At 62.6% G+C, this 20322-nt stretch carries 14 protein-coding genes; 5 read left to right on the top strand and 9 right to left on the bottom strand.

Features of this window, described 5'->3' with window-relative positions:
• Positions 1-26: 26 nt before the first annotated feature.
• Complete coding sequence (locus ACUXV1_RS11330; RefSeq protein WP_446015435.1) at positions 27-1940, bottom strand: thiamine pyrophosphate-binding protein; 1914 nt, start codon at positions 1938-1940, stop codon at positions 27-29.
• 498 nt (positions 1941-2438) lie between these two features.
• On the opposite strand from ACUXV1_RS11330, the gene folE reads away from it, so the two are divergent.
• From folE to ACUXV1_RS11310, 4 genes are all read left to right on the top strand, one after another.
• Positions 2439-3134 (top strand): GTP cyclohydrolase I, encoded by a 696-nt coding sequence (gene folE / locus ACUXV1_RS11325; protein WP_043633935.1) that lies wholly within the window; start codon positions 2439-2441, stop codon positions 3132-3134.
• 315 nt (positions 3135-3449) lie between these two features.
• A complete protein-coding gene (locus ACUXV1_RS11320) occupies positions 3450-3875 on the top strand; it encodes a BLUF domain-containing protein (RefSeq protein WP_043633938.1) in 426 nt (141 codons plus the stop codon).
• Between the two features lie 729 nt (positions 3876-4604).
• Positions 4605-5768: a fimbrial protein gene (locus ACUXV1_RS11315; RefSeq protein ID WP_446015434.1), complete on the top strand. Its 1164-nt coding sequence runs from the start codon at positions 4605-4607 to the stop codon at positions 5766-5768.
• Between the two features lie 424 nt (positions 5769-6192).
• Complete coding sequence (locus ACUXV1_RS11310) at positions 6193-6897, top strand: fimbrial protein (protein WP_446015433.1); 705 nt, start codon at positions 6193-6195, stop codon at positions 6895-6897.
• A gap of 283 nt (positions 6898-7180) precedes the next feature.
• Here the strand turns inward: ACUXV1_RS11310 and astB are convergent, their stop codons facing one another.
• The 6 genes from astB to ACUXV1_RS11280 form a co-directional block, all read right to left on the bottom strand.
• A complete protein-coding gene (astB, locus tag ACUXV1_RS11305; RefSeq protein ID WP_081556318.1) occupies positions 7181-8527 on the bottom strand; it encodes an N-succinylarginine dihydrolase in 1347 nt (448 codons plus the stop codon).
• Positions 8524-9984: a succinylglutamate-semialdehyde dehydrogenase gene (astD, locus tag ACUXV1_RS11300; protein WP_446015432.1), complete on the bottom strand. Its 1461-nt coding sequence runs from the start codon at positions 9982-9984 to the stop codon at positions 8524-8526. Before astD ends, astB begins: the two co-directional genes overlap by 4 nt.
• Positions 9984-11018, bottom strand: a complete 1035-nt coding sequence (gene astA, locus ACUXV1_RS11295) for an arginine N-succinyltransferase (protein WP_043633954.1) — start codon at positions 11016-11018, stop codon at positions 9984-9986. The genes astD and astA overlap by 1 nt, the downstream gene beginning before the upstream one ends.
• On the bottom strand, positions 11015-12046 hold the full coding sequence (aruF, locus tag ACUXV1_RS11290) for an arginine/ornithine succinyltransferase subunit alpha (RefSeq protein WP_446015431.1): 1032 nt from the start codon (positions 12044-12046) through the stop codon (positions 11015-11017). The genes astA and aruF overlap by 4 nt, the downstream gene beginning before the upstream one ends.
• A gap of 162 nt (positions 12047-12208) precedes the next feature.
• Positions 12209-13423, bottom strand: coding sequence for an aspartate aminotransferase family protein (locus ACUXV1_RS11285; RefSeq protein WP_043633961.1), 1215 nt, complete (start codon positions 13421-13423; stop codon positions 12209-12211).
• 383 nt (positions 13424-13806) lie between these two features.
• On the bottom strand, positions 13807-16428 hold the full coding sequence (locus tag ACUXV1_RS11280; protein WP_446015430.1) for a family 20 glycosylhydrolase: 2622 nt from the start codon (positions 16426-16428) through the stop codon (positions 13807-13809).
• 297 nt (positions 16429-16725) lie between these two features.
• Here ACUXV1_RS11280 and ACUXV1_RS11275 point away from each other — a divergent pair, with 297 nt between their 5' ends.
• The gene (locus ACUXV1_RS11275) at positions 16726-17394 is read left to right on the top strand and encodes a DUF3313 domain-containing protein (protein WP_446015429.1); all 669 of its coding nucleotides are present in this window, start codon (positions 16726-16728) and stop codon (positions 17392-17394) included.
• A 61-nt stretch (positions 17395-17455) separates the two neighbouring features.
• Here ACUXV1_RS11275 and ACUXV1_RS11270 read toward each other — a convergent pair whose 3' ends face one another.
• Positions 17456-17995 (bottom strand): STM3941 family protein, encoded by a 540-nt coding sequence (locus ACUXV1_RS11270; RefSeq protein ID WP_446015428.1) that lies wholly within the window; start codon positions 17993-17995, stop codon positions 17456-17458.
• 85 nt (positions 17996-18080) lie between these two features.
• Positions 18081-20225 carry a polyribonucleotide nucleotidyltransferase gene (gene pnp, locus ACUXV1_RS11265; RefSeq protein ID WP_043633977.1) on the bottom strand — a complete coding sequence of 715 codons (2145 nt, stop codon included), beginning with the start codon at positions 20223-20225 and terminating at the stop codon, positions 18081-18083.
• Positions 20226-20322 lie beyond the last annotated feature (97 nt).

Below are 20322 nucleotides of genomic sequence, written 5' to 3'. Positions count from 1 at the left end.
CTCGTCCTCGCTGAGTGAAGCCGGGATCAGAAAATCACCGGCACATTGGCCGGCTGGCCGTTGTCCGTATTGCGCTGGGCATCCCCGTCCGGAGTGTGGAAGCAATCAAGCCGCGGCTGGTTGCGGTAGCGGGCGTTGGCCTGCTGCGGCGTGGGCGGCGGCTGGTCCAGGCCCACGGTCTGCATGTCCAGCACATAGGCGCGGCCGGCCAGTGCGTGATCCAGCCCGCGCCGCACTGCGGCGCGCACCGCCTCCGGATGCGCCACCACTTCGCCCTCCATGCCGCCAAAGGATTTGGCCAGGGCGACGAAGTCCGGTTTGGGCCGTTGGATGCGCAGGTATTCCGGATCCTGGGTGCGCGCATGCCAACCGTAGCCTGCCGCGTCGCCGTACATCGCCTCCACTTGTTGCAGCCCCATTTGCAGGGTGTGGTATTCGTGATTGTTGGTGATGATGTAGAGCACGCCCAGCTGGCGGTGCTGCGCGGTCCACCAGGTTTGCGGGTAGAACAGCGAGGAGCCGTCGCCGGTGGCCGCCACCACGAAACGGGTGTCGATGCCTTGGCATCCTTGCGCCTCCAGCTTGATGCCCAGGGTGGCGGGCATGGACCAGCCTAAGGAGCCGCCGCCCACGCAGTAGTAGCTGATGGGCGCGGCGGCCTCTTCGGTGAACGGCAACAGGTACTGGAACGGCGCCGGGTCCGACACCGCTTCGTGCACGTAGACGAACTGCTTTTCCAGCCCGCGTTCGCGGATTTCCAGGCGCAAGGCGTCGGCGATCACCACCGCCCAGATTTCTTGCTGCCGCATCGCCTCGCCCAGATACCTATCCCATTGCTCACGCCGCGCTTCGGCCTTTTGCCGCAAAAGCTCATTGCGTTGCCGCGCTGCCGCCGACGGCTGATCGCCGATCTCCCGGTTCAGCAGCGGCAAAGTGGCCTTGATGTCGCCGAACAAGGCGCACTCGCCGTAGTAGTTCTTGCCGATGTCCCAACTGTTGTTGCTCAGGTAAACCTGACGCACCGAGGGTGGAATCAAGGGACCGTCGCTGTACTTGAACACGGTGACCTGGGCCTGATTGCTGAAACCGCACAAAAAAGCCACGTCATGACCGGCAAAAACCTTCTGCAAGTCTTTTTGCCCGCCGGGCAGCTCGCCTTGCCAGTGGTAATCTCCATTGGGGAAGTTGGCCAGGCTGCTGAAGGTTTGCAGCGACACCGGCGCGCCGATCAACTCCGCCAGCGCCTGCAGTTCCGGCCAGGCCTCCGCGTAACCCGCGGCGTCGCCCACCACGATCAGCGGGTTCACCGCCTCGCGCAGCATGGCGGCCGCTTGGCGGATGGCGTCGGCATCGGCGGTGAAGTGCGGGGAGATGCGGGTAATGCCGGGCAGGCGGTCGCCGTCGCCGATGCGCCTCATGGTGAACTCCCAGGGAATGGCGACGAACACCGGCCCGTTGGGCGGCGCCATCGCCTCCTTGAAGGCGCGCTGCAACACCATGGGCAGCTCTTGCTCGGTGCGCACCTCATGCGCCCACTTGGTATATTGCCGCGCCAGGTCCACCAGGTTGGAGGCCAACAACGGCTCTTGGGTGACCAGCTCGTTCTGCTGCTGGCAACACAGAATCACCAGCGGCGCCTGCGAACGCCAGGCGTTGAACAGATTGCCGATGCCGTGGGCGATGCCCGGGGTAACGTGCACCACCACCACGCCGGGCTTGCCGGTCATCCGCGCCGACCCCATCGCCGCGCCCATGGCGATGTTCTCATGCAGGCACTCGATGTACTCCACCTGGTTTTCCGGGTAGGACGTACCGTCGATGATGGGGATTTCATTGGTGCCCGGCACGCCGAAAATGCGATGGATGCCCAACTCGCTCAATGCGTCGAACACATAGTCCCGGGCCCAGCGTTGCTGGCCGTTGCCTTGTTGACTATTCATACCGCCCCACCCCTCTTCATAAGTTGTCGTCGTTATGTGAGTGGTAATCCAGGCGGGCGGAAATTCAATCCGAATAATCTCTGTGTCGAAAACACCAATGCACACGGAGGGAGCCGCGGCCTTCACCCTCGTCTCCTGCGCGGCCAAGGCTTGCGCCGCCGCGGCAAGGTCTCGCCGCCCCATGTCCATCCCCGTCCAAAAGGACAGCAAGATCATGTACAGCCGGCCTCCATCATTGACTTTGCATACCAGCCAAATTAAGGACTTTCCACGTCAAGCCCTGATGGGCTAAGGGTTTCTACTAGGCTCATCGGCTGCGGATACGCTCCGGCGCTTGTGCTAACATGGAGCGTTCCTGTCGCATCGGCCAGGCTCCAACCACGCCGCCCTGCGGGGAAGCGCCCACCGCCTGCCCCGTCCCAAATCATGCGCAATGGATAGAGCCGCCGGCCATGGCGGCGCCAAAATGATAAATAAGCATCCGAGACTGCCAACACAATGAACAAGACCAATACCGTTGACCATCTGCCGGTCTCACAGCGCATCCGCAGCCGCCTGCAGCAAGCCGGCGTCCGTTTTCACGCCAACGACAATATCGCCGCCTATATCGAAGACGGCGAGCTGGACCAGTTGCAAACCGAGGTTCAGGAAAAACTGAAAGCGGTGCTGGAAAGCCTGGTGATCGACACTGAACACGACCACAACACCCAGGACACCGCCAAGCGCGTGGCCAAGATGTTCATCAAGGAAGTCTTCCGCGGCCGCTATGTGGCGATGCCGGCCAGCACCGAATTTCCCAATGTGGAGCAGTTGAACGAGCTGATGATCGTGGGCCCCATCACGGTGCGCAGCGCCTGCTCCCACCACCTGTGCCCCATCATCGGCCGCGTCTGGGTGGGCGTGATGCCCAATGAACATTCCAACCTGATCGGCCTCTCCAAATACGCGCGGCTGATAGATTGGGTGATGACCCGCCCGCAAATCCAGGAAGAAGCGGTATCCCAGATTGCCGACCTGCTGATGAAAAAACTGCAGCCGGACGGCCTGGCCATCGTGATGGAAGCGGACCACTTCTGCATGCACTGGCGCGGAGTGAAAGACAGCAACAGCAAGATGACCAATAGCGTGATGCGCGGCTCCTTCCTGAGCGACGCCAATCTGCGCCGCGAATTCCTGTCCTTGATGCACAAATAAAGCGCCTGTTCAAAGCTTCGAGGGCAGCAGCGAGGCAAGAGCTTGCGGCCGCATCCAGAAGCGCCGCCGGCAGCGGCCAGTTTTACGACGCACAATAGACCTTGAACGGATTCCGTGAGTCAGTTCAAGGTCTTTTTTAGTGCCTTGCAACCTTGCATAGATACATAGGAAACCGCGTATCTACATTGCATTTCATGTGCGCATGCAAGATCGTGAACAGGCTCTAAGGCCAGCGGCAAGACGCCGCGCACCAGCTAAGATGAAAGCGGGGCCTCGCCAGTCTGGCGCGGCGTCTTTCCATCGAAGGGGCACATCATGCTGGTACGCCTGACTTATTGCAGCCGCGCGCACAAATCCATAGACAGCGATCTGGTGGACGACATCATGATCGCCGCTCGCAAATACAATCCGGCTCAGGGCATCACCGGGGTGCTGTGCTACAGCAAGGACGTGTTCGTTCAATCTCTGGAGGGTGGCCGCGCCGAGGTCAACCTGCTGTACCAGAAACTGGCCCACGACCCGCGCCATCAATGTCTGACCCTGCTGGATTATCAGGAAGTGGAGCAACGCCGCTTCGCCAATTGGAGCATGGCGGAGGTGATGATGGAAAAACTCAACGCCTCGCTGCTGCTGCGCTATTCCGCCCAGGCTAGGCTGGACCCGTTCAACCTGCCCGGCGCCAGCACCGCCCTGCTGCTGGAAGCGCTGGCCGAAGCCGGCAGCACCCAGATCCGCCACTAAGAGCCGCTAACAAAACTTCGCAGAGAACCTGAGCCAAGGCGCGCCGACGCAGGCAGTACCAATCGTACGGCAAGGAGGCGCAACTCAGGATCAGGGGTTTTGTTAGCGGGTCTAAGCAGCGCTTACGATCTGTCGGGGCCGTGTGACGCGGCATGGTGAGGGCGTCTTCGAAATGCTCATACACCACGTGCACACTCCAAGCTCTCAGAACCTGTTCAAAGTCTGCTGCGCTTCGTGAAGCCTTGCAGGGTGAGTACAAGCTCAAAATGCTTATGCCCCCCTCAAGCCTTGCGCTTTTTCGCTCGTTTTCGCCTTGTCTCGCCCTAGTTCGCGAGATCGTAAACACATTCATCAGTCACGCGACGGGAACGGCCGGCGTCGGCTCGTCTTGGCTCAGATCCTCTGCGAGCTTTTGTTAGCCGCTCTAAACACCTCGGGCTCCGGGGCCCGAGCGCCGGTCCATTGACTGAATGAGCCGCTCCATGGCCATTTTGCCCCTTCCGCTGTTTTCGCTGTGTTTCGCCCTGAATCGCAAAAATTTTAGCCGGCTCTTAAGGCGCTATTTTTAAGTAGATTCCTAATGAGCTTTACGTAAATTCTTACAGAATTTAGCACCATGCCGCCCATAGAATCTCCTTGCGCTTTTAAAACGACGTCCTCCCATCCTCCATTGCCCATATAGGTAAAGGTAAGAACATCCGGACTTACCACCTCGGTGTATTCCTATGTATGGAATCGCTTTTTGGAAAACTCACTGCCGGTAACAGTTTTTTCTTTTCAGAGTTTTCTTATATTCCAATGAAAATGACGATAAAAACCATTTTGGCATCCACGCTTGCCACAAGCTGGCTGGCGCTAAGCGGAATCACCCACGCGAGCTTTTGTGCGAATGCAGGTCTTAACATTCCCGCCTTCCACTTTAACAAGACGTATCACAACGCAGCGGAAAACCCGGCGGCGGGCACTCTGCTACCAAACGTCCACAGTTGGCAGCTTGATAAATACAGCGCCATTTGTTATTGCTCTGCCAGCAGAACCCCTCGCCGGACCTATTTTTTCACCGACGTCTTGCTAGAAGCAGCAGGTTGGCAGACGGCCAATGGCAAAAGCATCTTTTTTTTCAAGATTAATCCCTATGTGGAAATAGGGATGGAGCTATTTTTGGGCGGGGCGGTTCAACGTTATATGTCGCTGCCCTGGTGGAGCCCCTACACCAACGATGAGGCTCAAGGAGAAGAATCCTGCACATACAATCCCGCAACGAGCAGCTATATAGTGGAGCGCCATAATCTGGATACCGCTAACAGTGGACGAGTGCACCTGCGAATCAGCAAGCCTTTTTCCGGGACCGTCAACGTGCCGGCTTTCACCGTATTTCGGCTTCTGGCCTCGACGGACGATGCCGTCCAGGGCAACATTTTCCCACTGGCAAGTTTAGTCATGAGCCTGAATGTCAGCGTGCCGCAAAGCTGCACGCTGGCGGCCGGACAAGTGGCCAGCATCGACTTTGGCGCGCTGCCGCCCGAGGCGCTGGCCACGCCCGGCGGCGCCGATAAAAACGCGGTCAAACGCACGTTCCAAATCCAGTGCAATAATATTGCTTCCGGGGCCGCCGTCCAGCTATCGCTGGAAGGCCAGCCTCAAGGGCAGGACCCGCGCTACCTGGCCACCTCGCATTCAGCGGTGGGCATCGCTATGGAAAGCAGCGGCAAGCTGGTGCCGCCCACGCCGCCGGGCGCCATTCCGGCCGGCTCTCAACGCATCCCCATCGCGCTAGACTATCAAAGCCAGCAAGCGCAGTTCCAATTGCTGGCCTGGCCGGTGAAGATGACAACGCGGCCCTCGCCGGCGCCGTTCCAGGGCTCCGCCACCTTGAGGTTTGATTTTGAGTAAGCACGATACACAAGAAAACACGGCCAGGAGTGCCGGAACCCTAGCTTATCAGCGAAGCGGCAGGCGAACAGGCGCCTTGCCCCGCCTGGCGGGGGCCATGCGCCCTACCGCGCTGTTGCTGTGCGGATGCCTGAACCTATGGCTGGCGTCCTCGGTGAACGCGGGGCCTTGGGAGACGTATAATAATGCGTGCCATAACCTAAAAGACGCACTGGGCACTAATATTACCTGGGTTGAGGTGGAATCCATCCGGCCTTTTGCCTCGGTGCCAGTGAACGGGGTGCTGGGCCGCGCCAAAATCAGAGGCCCCTCCCTCACTTGCTCAGGCCCGCTTCCCCCACCTGTCGCCAATTTCGCCTTGCAAATACGCCCTGGCACCGGGGAGGCTGGTACGGTTTGCGGAACGGGGTTGGATGGCGTGGGCGTGCGCTTCATCGACACAGATGGCCGAGCCATTTTGTGCAGCGGCTGGGGGGAGTTCCGGCGTTTTAGCGATGTGCAAGCAGGCCAAGTCTTACAGCTTGATGTCCCAGGGGCAATGGAGTTCATCCGCACCAAAGCCATGAGTTCGCTCAAGCCAGGGCGTTATCCCATCAAGCTTTCCCCCTCTTTTGTGATAGATTCTTACTGGCCGGGCTTCACGAGCAGCACAGTGTGGTCCTTCAACCCGCAAGTCGACCCCAACTCACCTCCGCTGATCCTCTCCCAGTGCAGTTTAGCCGGCGTGACCACTACGGTGGACTTCAAGACGCTAACTCTGGCTCAAATCCAATCCAGTCAGCAGGAAAAGCCTTTTACCGTGAGCATAGGCGGCTGCGGAGATCAGACCGCGGCAGAGGTGATCAATCAATACGGCAACTTCAGTTTTAGCTCCGCCACCATCCTGGCGGACGGCAGCTTGGGCAATGAGAGCTGTGCGGATTGCGCAACGGGGGTGGCGATTGAGGTGCTAAAGCAGGACGGCGCCAAAGTAGATTTGAACCGCCTGTACAAATTAAGTCAGGGCCAATTCGCCATCAACGGCGAAACCGTTACCCATTTTTTCCGCGCCCGCTTGAAAGCCACGCCCAGCACGCTCTCTAGCGGCGCGATCAAGAGCGTGCTGGTGGTGGTTTTGACGCAGGAGTGACGGTTTGACGTTTCCCCCCGCTTAAAGCCTGTTCACAATCTCGCGAGCCAGAGCGAGACAAGGCGAAAACGAGCGAAAAAGCGGAATGGTCACGTGGTACATGAGCATTTTGAGCTTGTACTCACCGTGCAACGCTTCACGACGCGCAGCAGATCGTGAACAGGTTCTTAGAGTGGCTAACAAAACTCCGTTTTACGGCTGAGGCAAGGCGCGCCGACGCAGACAGTACATTGAGTACGGCAAGGTCGGGACAACGCAGCATCAGGGGTTTTGTTAGCCGCTCTTAGCCCAGCTGGAAGGGATACACCGAGCCCAGACCCAGAATGCCGCTCAACTCGTCCAAGGCGGTGCGGCTTTCGATCAACAGCTGCGGATCGGCCAAGTCATCGCTGCTCAGGCGGTCGCGGTAGTGGCGATCCACCCAAGCGTTGAGCGTGGCGAACAGCGCGTCGCTCATCAGCACCTTGGGGTTGACCGCGGCAATCTCCGCAGCGGACAGCGCCACGCGCAGCCGCAGGCAGGCGGGGCCGCCGCCGTTCTGCATGCTTTGCTTGAGGTCGAACACCTTCACCTCGTCAATGGGGCCGCCGCTGGCGACCAGCTTGCCGAGGTAAGCCCAGACGCGCGGCTGATTGCGGCACTCCTCCGGCACCACGATGATCATTTTGCCGTCCGGCTTGGACAGCAGTTGGCTGTTGAACAGATAGCTCTTCACCGCCTCCTCTACGCTGACCTCCGCCGCCGGCACCTCCACCGACACGAAGCTGCCGCCGGCGGCGGCCAGCTTGGCGCTCAGCTCGGCCAGCACCTTGTGCTGATCGAGGAAGGATTTCTCGTGGTGGAACAGCACCTGGCGGTTGCCCACCGAGATCACGTCGTTGTGGAACACGCCGGCGTCTATGGTGTCCGGGTCCTGCTGCGCGTAGACCACGCGCTCCGCGCTCAGGCCATGCAGCCGCGCCACCGCCTGGCAGGCTTCCAGAGTCTGCCGCGCCGGGAATTTGGCCGGCTTGGGATAGCGGGCGTCGAAAGCCGCCGCGCCGAACACGAAGAACTCCACGCCCGGGCCGTCGTACTCGGCGCAGAAGCGGGTATGGTTGGCCGCGCCCTCGTCGCCGAAGTGCATCTGCGCCGGCAGCGCCGGATGCACGGCGAAGCGGGCTTCGTCGGCGAACATCGCCCGCAGCAGCCGGCCGGTGGTTGGGTGCTCGATCGAACGGTGGAATTTATTGTTCAAATTGGCCGGGGTGAAATGCACGCGGCCGTCGGCGGTATCGCCGGACGGGCTCACCGTGGCGGCGTTGGCCGTCCACATGCAGGAGGCCGAGCTGGCCGCGGCCAGGATGGCCGGCGCTTCCTTGGCGGCGCGCGCCACCACTTCGGCGTCGCTGCCCGCAAAGCCCAGCAGGCGCAGGCTGGCCACGTCCGGACGCTCGTGCGGGGCCAACACGCCCTGCTTGAAGCCCAGGTCGTGCAAAGCCTTCATCTTGGCCAGGCCCTGCTTGGCGGCCAGCTTGGGATTGGACGCGGCGCTGACATTGCTGGTGGACGCCACATTGCCGAAGGACAGGCCGCTGTAATTGTGCGTCGGGCCCACCAGACCGTCGAAATTCACTTCATAGGCGTTCACAGCGTGATCCCCGGCGAAAGTTGGGCCGGCACGGCCAGGCTGTCGCATTCCAGCGAGGCCACCGGATAGGCGCAGTAATCCGCGGCGTAATAGGCGCTGGCGCGATGGTTGCCGGAGGCGCCCACGCCGCCAAAGGGCGCGGCGCTGGACGCGCCGGTCAAGGGCTTGTTCCAGTTCACCACGCCGGCGCGGCTTTCCAGCAGGTAGCGCTCGTACAGCGCGCGCTCGTCGGACAACACGCCGCCGGCCAGGCCGAAGCGGGTGTCGTTGGCGATGGCGATGGCCTCATCGAAATCGGCGTAGCGTATCACTTGCAGCAGCGGGCCGAAGTATTCCTCATCCGGACGCGCGGCGGCGGTGGTGTCGATGATGCCCGGGCTCAGCAGCGCCGCGTCCGGCGTCAGCCGGCGCATTTCCAGCAACGCCTTGCCGCCGGCGGCCAGCATCGCGGCCTGGGCTTGCAGCAGCGCCTCGGCGGCAGCGCTGGAGATCACCGCGCCCATGAAGGGCGCCGGCTCGGCGTCGTATTTGCCGACGCGCAGCTTGGCTGTCACCTCCACCAGCCGCGCCAGCAGCGCGTCGCCCCATGCGCCTTGCGGCACCAGCAGCCGGCGCGCGCAAGTGCAGCGCTGGCCGGCGGAGACGAAGGCGGACTGGACGATGTGGTGGACGGCGGCGTCGATGTCCTGAACGCCTTCCACGATCAGCGGATTGTTTCCGCCCATTTCCAAGGCCAGGATCTTGTCCGGATGGCCGGCGAAGTTCTTGTGCAGCAGCGCGCCGGTGGCGGAGCTGCCGGTAAAGAACAGGCCGTCGATGCCGGCATGGCCGGCCAGGACCGCGCCGGTATCGCGCGCGCCTTGCAGCAGCGCGATCACGCCCGCCGGCAAGCCGGCTTCGGCCCACAGCCGCACCGTTTCCTGCGCCGTCCACGGCGTCAGTTCGGACGGCTTGAAAATCACCGCGTTGCCGGCCAAGAGCGCCGGCACGATATGGCCGTTGGGCAGGTGACCGGGAAAGTTGTAGGGGCCGAACACCGCCACCACGCCGTGCGGCTTGTGGCGCAGCACAGCCTGGGCGTCGCCCATGGCGGCGGCGCGTTCGCCGGTGCGCTCGTGATAGGACTTCAGCGAGATGTCCACCTTGTTGGCCATGGTGGTCACTTCGGTCAGCGCCTCCCACAACGGCTTGCCGGTTTCCTGGGCGATGACGCGGGCCAGCGCGTCCTTGTTGGCGCTCAGGAGTTCGCCAAAGCGCTTGGCCACCGCCACGCGCGCGTCCAGCGGCGTGCGCGCCCAGTGCTTGAACGCGGCCCGGCCTGCGGCCACGGCGGCGTCCACCTGGGCGGCGTCGGCGGCGCGCCCCTGCCACAGCGGGCTATTGTCCGCCGGATTGGTTTTGCTCAGCGCCGCGCCGGCGCCTTCTTGCCACTGTCCGTTGATGAATAAGCTGCTCACTATGCATTCTCCTTGGGATAGAGCGCGACGCAACGCAGATGGCCGCCCTCTTCCACATTCAGCGCCTGCGCCTGTTCCGGCGTCAGCAGGATTTCATGGGTGGGCGCCAGCGTCTCGGCCAGGATGGCGCGGAAGCCGGCCAGCGAGTCGTTGGACACCAGGTAGAAGTTCTTGTCGCCTTCCGGCAGCGGGTCCGCCAGCCGCGCCGCGGCCACCGCGCTTTCCTTCACCGCGCGGATTTCGCTGGTATAGGCCTGCACCGTCGGGCCGGCGTCGAAGATGTCGACATAGCCTTCGTAGCGGAAGCCTTCGGACTCCAGCATCGCCACCGCCGGGCGGGTGTTTTCGTGAGTCTGGCCAATCACCGCCTGCGCCTCCGGCGGCAGGAAGTCGATGTAGACCGGGTGCTTGGGCATCAGCTCGGCGACGAAGGCTTTCTGGCCGACGCCGGTCAGATAGTCGGCGTGAGCGAAGTCGATGGAGAAGAAATGACGGCCCAGGCCTTCCCAGAACGGCGAGCGGCCGGCTTCGTCGGACACGCCGCGCATCTCGGCCACCACCAGCTTGCCGAACAGCTGCGGGAACTGGGCCAAGAACAGGAAGCGGCTCTTGGACAACAGGCCGCCGTTGCGGTTGGCGCGGTAATCCGGGTGCAGGAACAGCGTGCACAGCTCGGAATAACCGGTATGGTCGTTGGACAGGAACAGAGTGTCGTGGCGCGAATACACGCCCAACTCCTCGGAGGCGTGGACGATGGTCCCCACGCGGTAGTTGTACCACGGCTCCTTCAGGCCCACCGCGGCCTCCAGCGCGCAGATGCCGGCGATGGCGCCGGTTGCGCCGTCTTCCATCACGAAGACATAGCCTTGGTCGGCCTTGTCCAGCTCGCCGGCGAAAGACAGCACTGAGCGGGCGATGCGGCGCGACAGCCGCTCTTCGTTGACCGGCAGGGAGGTCAGGCCGACGCCGGCGCTGCGCGCCAGATTCATCAGGCCATCCAGGTCTTTGTGGGCTACGGGGCGGATGAACATCATGCTACGGACTCCTTCTGCTGCAGGCCGGCCACTTGGACCTGGCCGCCGCTGGCGAGGCCCAGCGCGCGGGCGGCGTCGGGATTGATGAAGGCGACGCCGTCCACCACCGCCACGCGGCACACCGCGGCGGCGAATTCGCTGGATTCGAGATTGCTCAACAGCTGCGGCTGCGCCTGCTCCGGCAGGCTGGCCAGCACTTCCACCGGATAACAACGGCTGGTTTCCAGCGTTTTCAGCCGGTCCACTTCGGCGGTGAGCACCGCGCCGCCGTCGAAGATATCGATGTAGTTGTCGGCCTCGAAGCCCTCGTTGCACAGCAATTGGCAGGAGCGCTCGAAACTGGCGTGGATTTGGCCGATGGCGTGCTGCGCCTCGTCCGGCAGCAGCGGCACATAGATAGGGTAGCAGGGCATCAGCTCGGCGATGAAGGTCTTGCTGTGGCTGACGAAAGCCTGCTCCACCTGCAGGAAATCCATATTGAAGAAGCGGCGGCCGATGGCGTTCCAGAACGGCGATTGGCCGGCGTCGTCGTGAATGCCCTGCATCTCCGCGATCACGCGGCGGCCGAAGCGCTCGCGCTTGCTGGCGATGAACAGCAGCCGGGCGCGCGACAGCAGCTCGGCGGCCAGCGGCTCCAGATGGCTGTCCACGTAGAAACCGCACAGCTGCACCATGCCGGTCAGGTCATGGCACATATTCAGCACGTGCACGCGGTTGTTGACCTTCAGCGCGCGCGAGGCGTGCACGAAGATCTCGCTGCGGTAGCTGTAGAAGGGCTCGTCGAAACCAGCGGAAGCGTTGATCGACGCGGTGCCCAGCACCTGGCCGCCTTCTTCCAGCACGAACATATAGTATTCGCAGCCGGAATCGCCGGTGGCTTCGTGTTCGAAGGCGGATACGGACTGCTGAATGCGTTCGAACAGCTTTTCCCGGTTGTTGGGCAAGCTGGTGACTCCGATGCCGCTGGCCACCGCCATGCGTTCGATGGCGGGCAGATCGGAGGTGCGGACAGGACGCACGGTAAGCATGGGACATCTCCCCTAATCGCTGAAATCCGGCCAGGCCGCGGCGGGACCGCGGCGCAGCATCGCCCGCGCGCCAGCCGGGGGCAGGAACGTGGGGGATAACAGTATTTGTGTCTGGAGCAAGGGCGGCCGCGACGGCCGCCCGGAATCAGTGCCGCGAGGCCCTTATTGAGCGGAGGTCAGCTCGGCGATGGCGGCCTCGAAACGCGCCAGGCCTTCGTCGATGTCCTTATCCTCGATCACCAGCGACGGGGCCAGACGCACCACGCTCAGGCCGGCCACCAGCAACATCAGCCCCTGCTTTTCAGCGGCTTTCAGAAACTCCTTGGCACGGCCGGCGTAAGCGTCGGTCAGTACGCAGCCCAGCAGCAGGCCCATGCCGCGCACGGTCTTGAACACCTGGTATTTGGCGTTGATCGCGTTCAGGCCGTCGACGAAGCGCTGATGCTTGGCGCGCACGCCGTCCAGCACCGCCGGTTCGTTGACCAGTTCCAGCACCTTGTGCGCCACCGCGCAAGCCAGCGGATTGCCGCCGTAGGTGGAGCCGTGGGTGCCGATGCCGAAGCTCTTGGCTACTTTCTCCGTAGTCAGCATCGCGCCGATCGGGAAGCCGCCGCCAATACCCTTGGCGGAGCTGAGAATGTCCGGGGTCACGCCGTATTCCTGGTAAGCGAACAGCGAGCCGGTGCGGCCCACGCCGCTTTGCACTTCGTCGAACACCAAGAGCGCATTGTGCTGGTCGCACAGCTCGCGCGCGGCTTGCAGGAAAGCCTTGTCGGCCGGCATCACGCCGCCCTCGCCCTGGATGGGTTCGATCACCACCGCACAGGTCTGGTCGGAGATGGCCGCCTTGAGCGATTCGATGTCGTTGTATTCGAAGTGGGCGATGCCGCCCGGCACCGGGCCGAAGCCTTCGGTGTACTTGGGCTGGCCGCCCACGCTGACGGTGAACAGGGTGCGGCCGTGGAAGGAGTTCTTGCAGGCCAGGATCTGGTTCTTTTCCGGGCCGAAGTGATCGGACCCGTATTTGCGCGCCAGCTTGAAGGCGGCTTCATTGGCTTCCGCGCCGGAGTTGCAGAAGAACACGCGCTCGGCGAAGGTGGTCTCGGTCAGCAGCTTGCCCAGCTTCAAGGCCGGCTCGTTGGTGAACACATTGGACACGTGCCACAACTTGGAAGCTTGCTCGGTCAAGGCCGCCACCAGCTGCGGGTGGCAATGGCCCAGCGAGTTGACGGCGATGCCGCCGGCGAAATCGATGAATTCGCGGCCGCTCTGGTCCCATACGCGGGAACCCAGGCCCTTGACCGGGATGAAACCGGCCGGGCCGTAATTTGGGACCATGACTTGGTCGAAATCGGCGCGCGTTACAGTATTGCTCATCTTGATGGTTCCCTTCCTGCTCTATCGTCGTTTCTTATCCGTATCATGAAATCCCAAGCGGCGAGCCGGACCGGTCGTGATGCCGGCTTTATCGACGATTTCATGAAGTTTCAATGATTCTAAGGTAAGCCCGTCGCAAATCCATATCCGGTTTGCGACACCGCCGTATACATTCCTTGATACAGCGCAATAAATCTTGTCCGACAACATCCATTACAGAGGGCAACTGTGTCCAATCCTGCTGTAAACGCCGCCCTCCGGCTTGAAGCGGAATGAGCAAGATAGATCAACACCATTGCCTTAATCAACGCCTGAGCGTCTATTCGCAATGAAAAACGCCCGGGCCAACAGCCCGGGCGTCCTTGTCTTGCTCGCATCGGCGCTCAGTCGCGGCCTCGCGACTCCTGCCGGCTAAAGCGCGCGCCATCGCCGCTGACGCCGCGCCAGTAGGACGCTTCCGCGCCCTGGCCCGGCCGGTACGGCGCCCAGTTGCGTCCGTCTGGCGAGAACTGCAGCGCCTGGCCGGGGAATTCCGTCAACACCCCGGCCGACCCGCTCTCCAGGCCCGGCGGCGCGATGCGCAGGCCGATGCCGGCGCCTTCCAGCTTGGCCGCCTCGCGCCAGCCCAGCACCGCGGCGAACTGTTGCCAATCCCGGTTCAAGGCCGTGCGGTCCACCAAATGGCTGACGCCTAGCTGATAACGCTCGCCCTGACGGTAAGGCCGTTCCCAGCCCGCGCGGTGCCAGGCCCGCTCGGCCAATGCCAGCAGCCGCGGATAGGCCATGTATTCAAACTGGGCGTCGCTGCGCATCACCTCGCTCCAGGCTTGGCCCTGAATGCCGGCGAAGCGCGCTGGCGCGGCCTCGCTGGGCACTTCAAAAGCCTTGCCTTGGCGATCCGTCATCACCTCGGCGTTCTGCGGCAGATTATCCGGCGCGAAACTGAACACCTTGTAGCTGTCCGTGGCGCGCGAGGCCCAGTAATAGCCGCGCTCCTTGGAGTTGAGCTCATAGGGGAAGTCGAAGTACAAATAATCCGGCATCGCCAGCACGGTCTGGAAACCCTTGTTGGCGAACTCGTGCGCCTCCTTCGCCGCGCCCCAGAACAAGGTGTCCCACTCGGTCACCATCACCTTGGAGGTGGCGAAGTTCTTGGGCGATTTCGCCCCCTTCAAACCGTCCTGCCAGGCCCCCATCGTGGCGATCCCATGCCGCGCCAGGATGCGGCTGACGTCTTCGGCAAACTGCAAGGGCAGATCGGCGACGGTTTTCCCCGGCTGCTCCGCCAGCAAGGCGCGGCAGGCCGGCGAACGCGCCCAGGGCTTGTCCTGTTCCGCCAACTTGATCTTGCCCTTGCCTGGGTCCTGGCCGGACAGGTCCTGGAAGCCGCCGCCCAGCAGGATATTCTTGGCCTCGTCGCCGCCAAAGTGCCAAGTGGCGAGCGGCGCGCCGGCTTCGCGGTGCATGGCGGCCACTTCCGACACCACTTTGTCGACAAAGCGCGGCACGCCGGGCACGCAGGGGTTGACATAGGTGTGACGGTCGTAGAATTGCACCGACAAGGTATTGGAGCGGTCTTGCGGATCGATCAGCCGGTAAGCCGAAGCCGCCTCCGGCTGACCCAACTGGCTGAGATGTCGGTAGCGCCGTTCCATCGCCATCACCGCCGCGCGCGCATGCGCCGGCATGTCGATTTCCGGAATCACCTCGATAAAGCGCGCCTTGGCGTAACACAGCAATTCCACATACTGTTCGCGGCTCAAATAGCCGCCGCCGGAACGGTTGTCCGGGCCGGAACCCAGTTGCGGCAGCAGGCAGTGGTCCTCGTTCAGATCATGGCAGCGGCGCGCGCCGACCTCGGTCAATTCCGGCAGGCCGTTGATCTGCAAGCGCCAGCCTTCGTCGTCGGACAGGTGCAGATGCAGCTTGTTGAGCTTGTAGGCGGCCATCTGTTCGATCAAGCGCTTAAGCGTGGCCGGCTGGCGAAAATTACGCGCCACGTCCACCATGAAACCACGGTGGCCATAACGCGGCGCGTCTTCCACCGTCAGCGTCGGGATCTCTCCCCCACCCTGCGGGATCAGGCCCAGCAAGGTCTGCGCGCCGTAGAACAGTCCGGCGGCGTCATGCGCGTCTATGCGCGCGCCGCCGCGCTCCACTCGCAGGCGGTAGCCGCCGGCAACGGCGATGTCTGCCGGCAAACCCTTGACCACCGCGCCGCTGACCGGCAGGCCCTGACCGGCCAGGCCCAGTTGGCTGCTGCGCTGGGCCAGCGCCGCGCGCGCGTCCGCGGGCAAGGCCGGCAGCCGCCAGCTCAGGCCGCCGGCAGCCGCCTTGCCGCCATCCCGCTTGACGCGCAGCGCGGCGGGAATCACCCGCGCGGCTACGTCGGCGGCGCCCAGTTGCGGACCGCGGCGCGCAAACTCGCGGTAGCGTTCGGCAGCGTCCATCAAAGGCCGCGCCTCCCCTGCCGGCGACTTCCATTCATCACCCGGCAACGGCAGCAAATAGCTGGCGTCGTCATCGTCATTGCGCGCCAGCACCGCCGGCTCCTGGCCTTCCGCCGTCAAGTAGGGCCGCGGCAGCACGTCGCTGTTATGCAACATCCAGTACTCGGCCACCAGCGGGAGCTCCAGTTTGGCGCCGGCGGCGATGCCGGCGAAGCCGGGCTTGGGGGTCAGCCGGTACAGGTCGCCGGTCAGATGGCTCAGCTCGAAGTCCGGGCTGTCCAAGCGCAGCAGCCGGCGAATGCTGTGCAGATACAAGGTCCAATCCTTGGGCGGCACCGCGGCCGAGCCGTGGTTACGCAGAATCAGCCGCCCTTTAAAACAGCTGCCCCAGTCCGCGCCCAACTCCACGCAGGGCGCGCCGGCGGCGGCCCCCTTATTGCTGTCCACCGCTACAGCCAGAGACAGGTCCCGCGCCAGCGCCGCCACATCCGGCTGCGCCCACGCCAGCGCGCTGGCCGACAACAGGCCCGCCGCCAATAGTTGTTTCGTCCTCATGCTCACCTCTGCGATTTGCGTGGCGCGCCGCGCGGCGGAAACCCTACCGCCGCGCCTCCCATTCGTCATCCGCATGCCACCGTGGGCACAGGCTAACTGGTATTAATGTGGTATTCAATGCTCAAGATCAAAATCGTGCTCTCCCGCCTCGGACTGCTAGCATGATGATGGCGGAATGCAAATATCTGTGAAGCCGGGGAACGCCGGCGTCATGCCGACGGTCTAGCCGCGGTTGCCGCCGAATCCGCCGCCGCGGGCGGATGGCGCGCTATCACTCAACACCAACAGGAACGCATCATGCGCAAGACTCTATCGCTCGGCCTGCTATTGCTGGCCGCTCTGCCTGCAATGGCTCAGGACGCAGCAGACCCGCAAACCTTGTTCAGCCTGCCGCTGACCGCGTTCAAAGCCTCGGACCGCGACGCCTCCCAACGGCTGTACCGTGCGCCGGACGCTCAGCTGAACGCTTACAAATCCATTGTGGTGGAGCCGCTGTATTTCATGCGCCACCAGCCAGACGGCGACTGGCAACTGCTGCAAAGCGGCGAGGAAAACCGGATCGCCGCTTATTTTCAGCGACGGATGACCAAAGAGTTGCATAAGGTCGGCATCCCTGTCAGCCGCGAAGCGTTGCCGGACAGCGCCCGCCTGCGCGTGGCGGTCACCGGCATGGCTCAGGAGCGGCCGGGCGTGGAGCCGCTGGACATCTTGCCGATCAAGGCGGTGTTCAATCTGGGCCGGCTGGCCGCCGGCAAGGAGCCTTATCTGACCAAGGTGGCCAGCATGGGACAATTGGAAGACGCCAATAACGGCAAACTGCTGGCCGGCAGCGTCAATCTGCGCAAAAGCGACAAAAGCCGCCAGCGCGGCGAACCAGTCAAATTGGAGAGCCTGGAAAGCCTGATCGACGACTGGTGCCGCGATAGCGCCAAACTGCTGGCGCGAGGCATGGCGGTCAAGCCCTGAATAATCAGGGTGCCCAGCAAGAGAAACGCCGAGCCCAGAGGCTCGGCGTGAACATCGGCGGCTAGCGCCAACCGGAGGATGCAGAACCGTAGCGCTGATGGTATCGCTCAAAGAGCGCCAGCACCTCGTCAAAGCTCGCTTGCAAGGCGCTGGATGAAATGGCGATCGGGCTGCCGTAACATATTGAATTGAAACGGCTGAATAGCCGCGCCACCGGCCCCAGCTTGTTCAGATACGCCCCCGGAGCCCTCACCTTGACGATCAAAAACTGCTGGCCGCGCACCGCCGAAACCTCCCAATCGGCAATGTCCGACCAGGGAATCAAGCCTACTGCGATCAGGCTGGAGTGATCCCACAAACCCTGCGCGTTGAAAATCAGGGCGGGCTTGTCCTGCATGCATTGACGCAGTCCAAACAGGCAGCAACAGCCAAAGAAAATCATCGCCGCGCCCCCCGAGCCGTAACGCAGGATCAGGCTGTCTTCGGGGTCGGGCTCGGTCCACATGAAATAGCCGATGACGACAAAGGCCAGCCCGGCGACGATCAAGAGCAACACTTTGCCGCCGCTGAACTCAATACGCGTCTCATCCATCGCGCTCATCTCGCAGTCGTAAAAAACCCCCTGCCTTGGCAGGGGGTGATGCTAGCCGGCGGCCGTTCCGCATCGGAACGGGGCCTAGGCTGGCTTACTGGGTTTTCAGGCCGAAGGAGTCGGCAGTTGCCTGCGCGGTCTTGGCTTCTTCTTCCAGCAAAGCCTTGATGGACAGGCGGATGCGGCCGCGGTCGTCCATTTCGATGGCCTTGACTTTCACTACCTGGCCTTCTTTCAGATAGTCGGCCACATTCTTGATGCGCTCGTTGGCGATCTGGGAAATGTGAACCAGACCATCCTTGCCCGGCAGGATGGACACGATGGCGCCTACATTGTTGTCGAGGATCTTGACCACGGTGCCTTCGTACACCTTGCCCACTTCCACTTCAACAGTGATCTCTTCGATGCGCTTCTTGGCGGCTTCCGCGCCTTCGTTGCTGATCGAAGCGATGGTGATGGTGCCGTCTTCCTCGATGTTGATCTCGCAGCCGGTGTCCTTGGTGATGGAGCGGATGGTTTCGCCGCCCTTGCCGATCACTTCGCGGATCTTGTCCGGGTTGATCTTCATCACGTACAGACGCGGAGCGTGAGCGGACAGCTCTTGCGGGCCGTCCACGGCTTCCTTCATCAGGCCCAGGATGTGCATGCGGCCTTCCTTGGCCTGATCCAGCGCCACCTGCATGATTTCCTTGGTGATGCCCTGGATCTTGATGTCCATCTGCAGCGCGGTCACGCCTGCGGCGGTACCGGCGACTTTGAAGTCCATGTCGCCCAGGTGATCTTCATCGCCCAGGATGTCGGTCAGCACCGCGAAGCGATTTCCTTCCAGGATCAGACCCATGGCGATACCAGCCACATGCGCCTTCAGCGGCACGCCGGCGGACAGCAGCGACAGGCAGCCACCGCACACGGAAGCCATCGACGAGGAGCCGTTGGATTCGGTGATTTCCGACACCACGCGCATCGAGTAACCGAACTCGGATTCCGGCGGCAGCACGGCTACCAGCGCGCGCTTGGCCAGACGGCCATGGCCGATTTCACGGCGCTTCGGCGGGCCCATGCGGCCGGCTTCGCCGGTGGAGTACGGCGGGAAGTTGTAGTGCAGCATGAAGCGCTCGGTGTACTCGCCGGCCAGCGCGTCGATGATCTGCTCGTCCTGCTTGGTGCCCAGGGTGGTCACCACCATGGCTTGGGTTTCGCCACGAGTGAACAGCGCGGAACCGTGGGTGCGCGGCAGCACGTTATTGCGGATGCTGATCGGGCGCACGGTGCGGGTGTCGCGACCATCGATGCGGGCTTCGCCGGCCAGGATCTGACCGCGAACGATCTCAGCTTCCAGACCCTTAAAGATGCCCTTGATCTCATTGGCCTTCAGGGTATCGGTGTTTTCGTTGATCAGGCTGGACTTAACCGCGTCCCAGGCTTCGTTGATCGCCACGGTGCGGGCTTGCTTCTGACGCAGGCGGAAAGCGTTGGCCAGTTGCTCGCCGGCGATGGCGCGCACTTGGGCGATCAGCTCTTCATTGGCAACCGGAGCGGCCCAGTCGAACATCACCGGGTTCACTTCGTCGGCCAGTTCGTTGATGGCCTTGATCGCGGCTTGCATTTGCTCGTGGCCAAACACCACGGCGCCCAGCATCACGGCTTCCGGCAGCTCTTTGGCTTCGGATTCCACCATCAGCACCGCGCGCTCGGTACCGGCAACCACCAAGTCCATTTCGGAGGCGGCCAGCTCGGTGCGGGTCGGGTTCAGGATGTATTCGCCATTGGCGTAGCCAACGCGCGCAGCGCCGATCGGGCCGGCGAACGGCAGGCCGGAAATGGCCAGAGCGGCGGAAGCGCCGATCATCGCCGGGATGTCGGAATCCACTTCCGGGTTCAGCGACATCACGGTGGCGACGATTTGCACGTCGTGGAAGAAGCCTTCCGGGAACAGCGGGCGGATCGGACGATCGATCAGGCGGCTGGTCAGCACTTCCTTCTCGGACTGCTTGCCTTCGCGCTTGAAGAAGCCGCCTGGGATCTTGCCTGCGGCGTAGGTGCGCTCGAGGTAGTCCACGGTCAGCGGGAAGAAGTCCTGGCCCGGCTTGACGTTCTTGCCGCCAACCACGGAGACCAGCACCACGGTGTCTTCAACGGTGACGATGACGGAGCCGGACGCCTGGCGTGCGACTTCGCCGGTTTCCAGAGTCACGGTATGACGGCCGTACTGGAAAGACTTAGTGATTTTATTGAACACAGGGTTTCCCTATTTCTTGGTGTGTGACAAATAATCGCAAGCCGAAAAAACAACGGGAACCCCTAAAAATTCTGACCAAGGCATATGGATCCGAATT

The organism is Chromobacterium sp. W521, from assembly GCF_052805975.1.
Note: the sequence above shows the minus strand (reverse complement) of the source record. Positions and strands in the feature narration are given on the sequence as shown.

What these genes read in the sequence shown, in the direction of transcription:
- ACUXV1_RS11330 (WP_446015435.1), bottom strand. Translation starts at nt 1,940, where the DNA reads ATGAATAGTCAACAAGGCAACGGCCAGCAACGCTGGGCCCGGGACTAT.
- folE (WP_043633935.1), top strand. Translation starts at nt 2,439, where the DNA reads ATGAACAAGACCAATACCGTTGACCATCTGCCGGTCTCACAGCGCATC.
- ACUXV1_RS11320 (WP_043633938.1), top strand. Translation starts at nt 3,450, where the DNA reads ATGCTGGTACGCCTGACTTATTGCAGCCGCGCGCACAAATCCATAGAC.
- ACUXV1_RS11315 (WP_446015434.1), top strand. Translation starts at nt 4,605, where the DNA reads ATGGAATCGCTTTTTGGAAAACTCACTGCCGGTAACAGTTTTTTCTTT.
- astA (WP_043633954.1), bottom strand. Translation starts at nt 11,018, where the DNA reads ATGATGTTCATCCGCCCCGTAGCCCACAAAGACCTGGATGGCCTGATG.
- aruF (WP_446015431.1), bottom strand. Translation starts at nt 12,046, where the DNA reads ATGCTTACCGTGCGTCCTGTCCGCACCTCCGATCTGCCCGCCATCGAA.
- ACUXV1_RS11285 (WP_043633961.1), bottom strand. Translation starts at nt 13,423, where the DNA reads ATGAGCAATACTGTAACGCGCGCCGATTTCGACCAAGTCATGGTCCCA.
- ACUXV1_RS11280 (WP_446015430.1), bottom strand. Translation starts at nt 16,428, where the DNA reads ATGAGGACGAAACAACTATTGGCGGCGGGCCTGTTGTCGGCCAGCGCG.
- ACUXV1_RS11275 (WP_446015429.1), top strand. Translation starts at nt 16,726, where the DNA reads ATGCGCAAGACTCTATCGCTCGGCCTGCTATTGCTGGCCGCTCTGCCT.
- ACUXV1_RS11270 (WP_446015428.1), bottom strand. Translation starts at nt 17,995, where the DNA reads ATGAGCGCGATGGATGAGACGCGTATTGAGTTCAGCGGCGGCAAAGTG.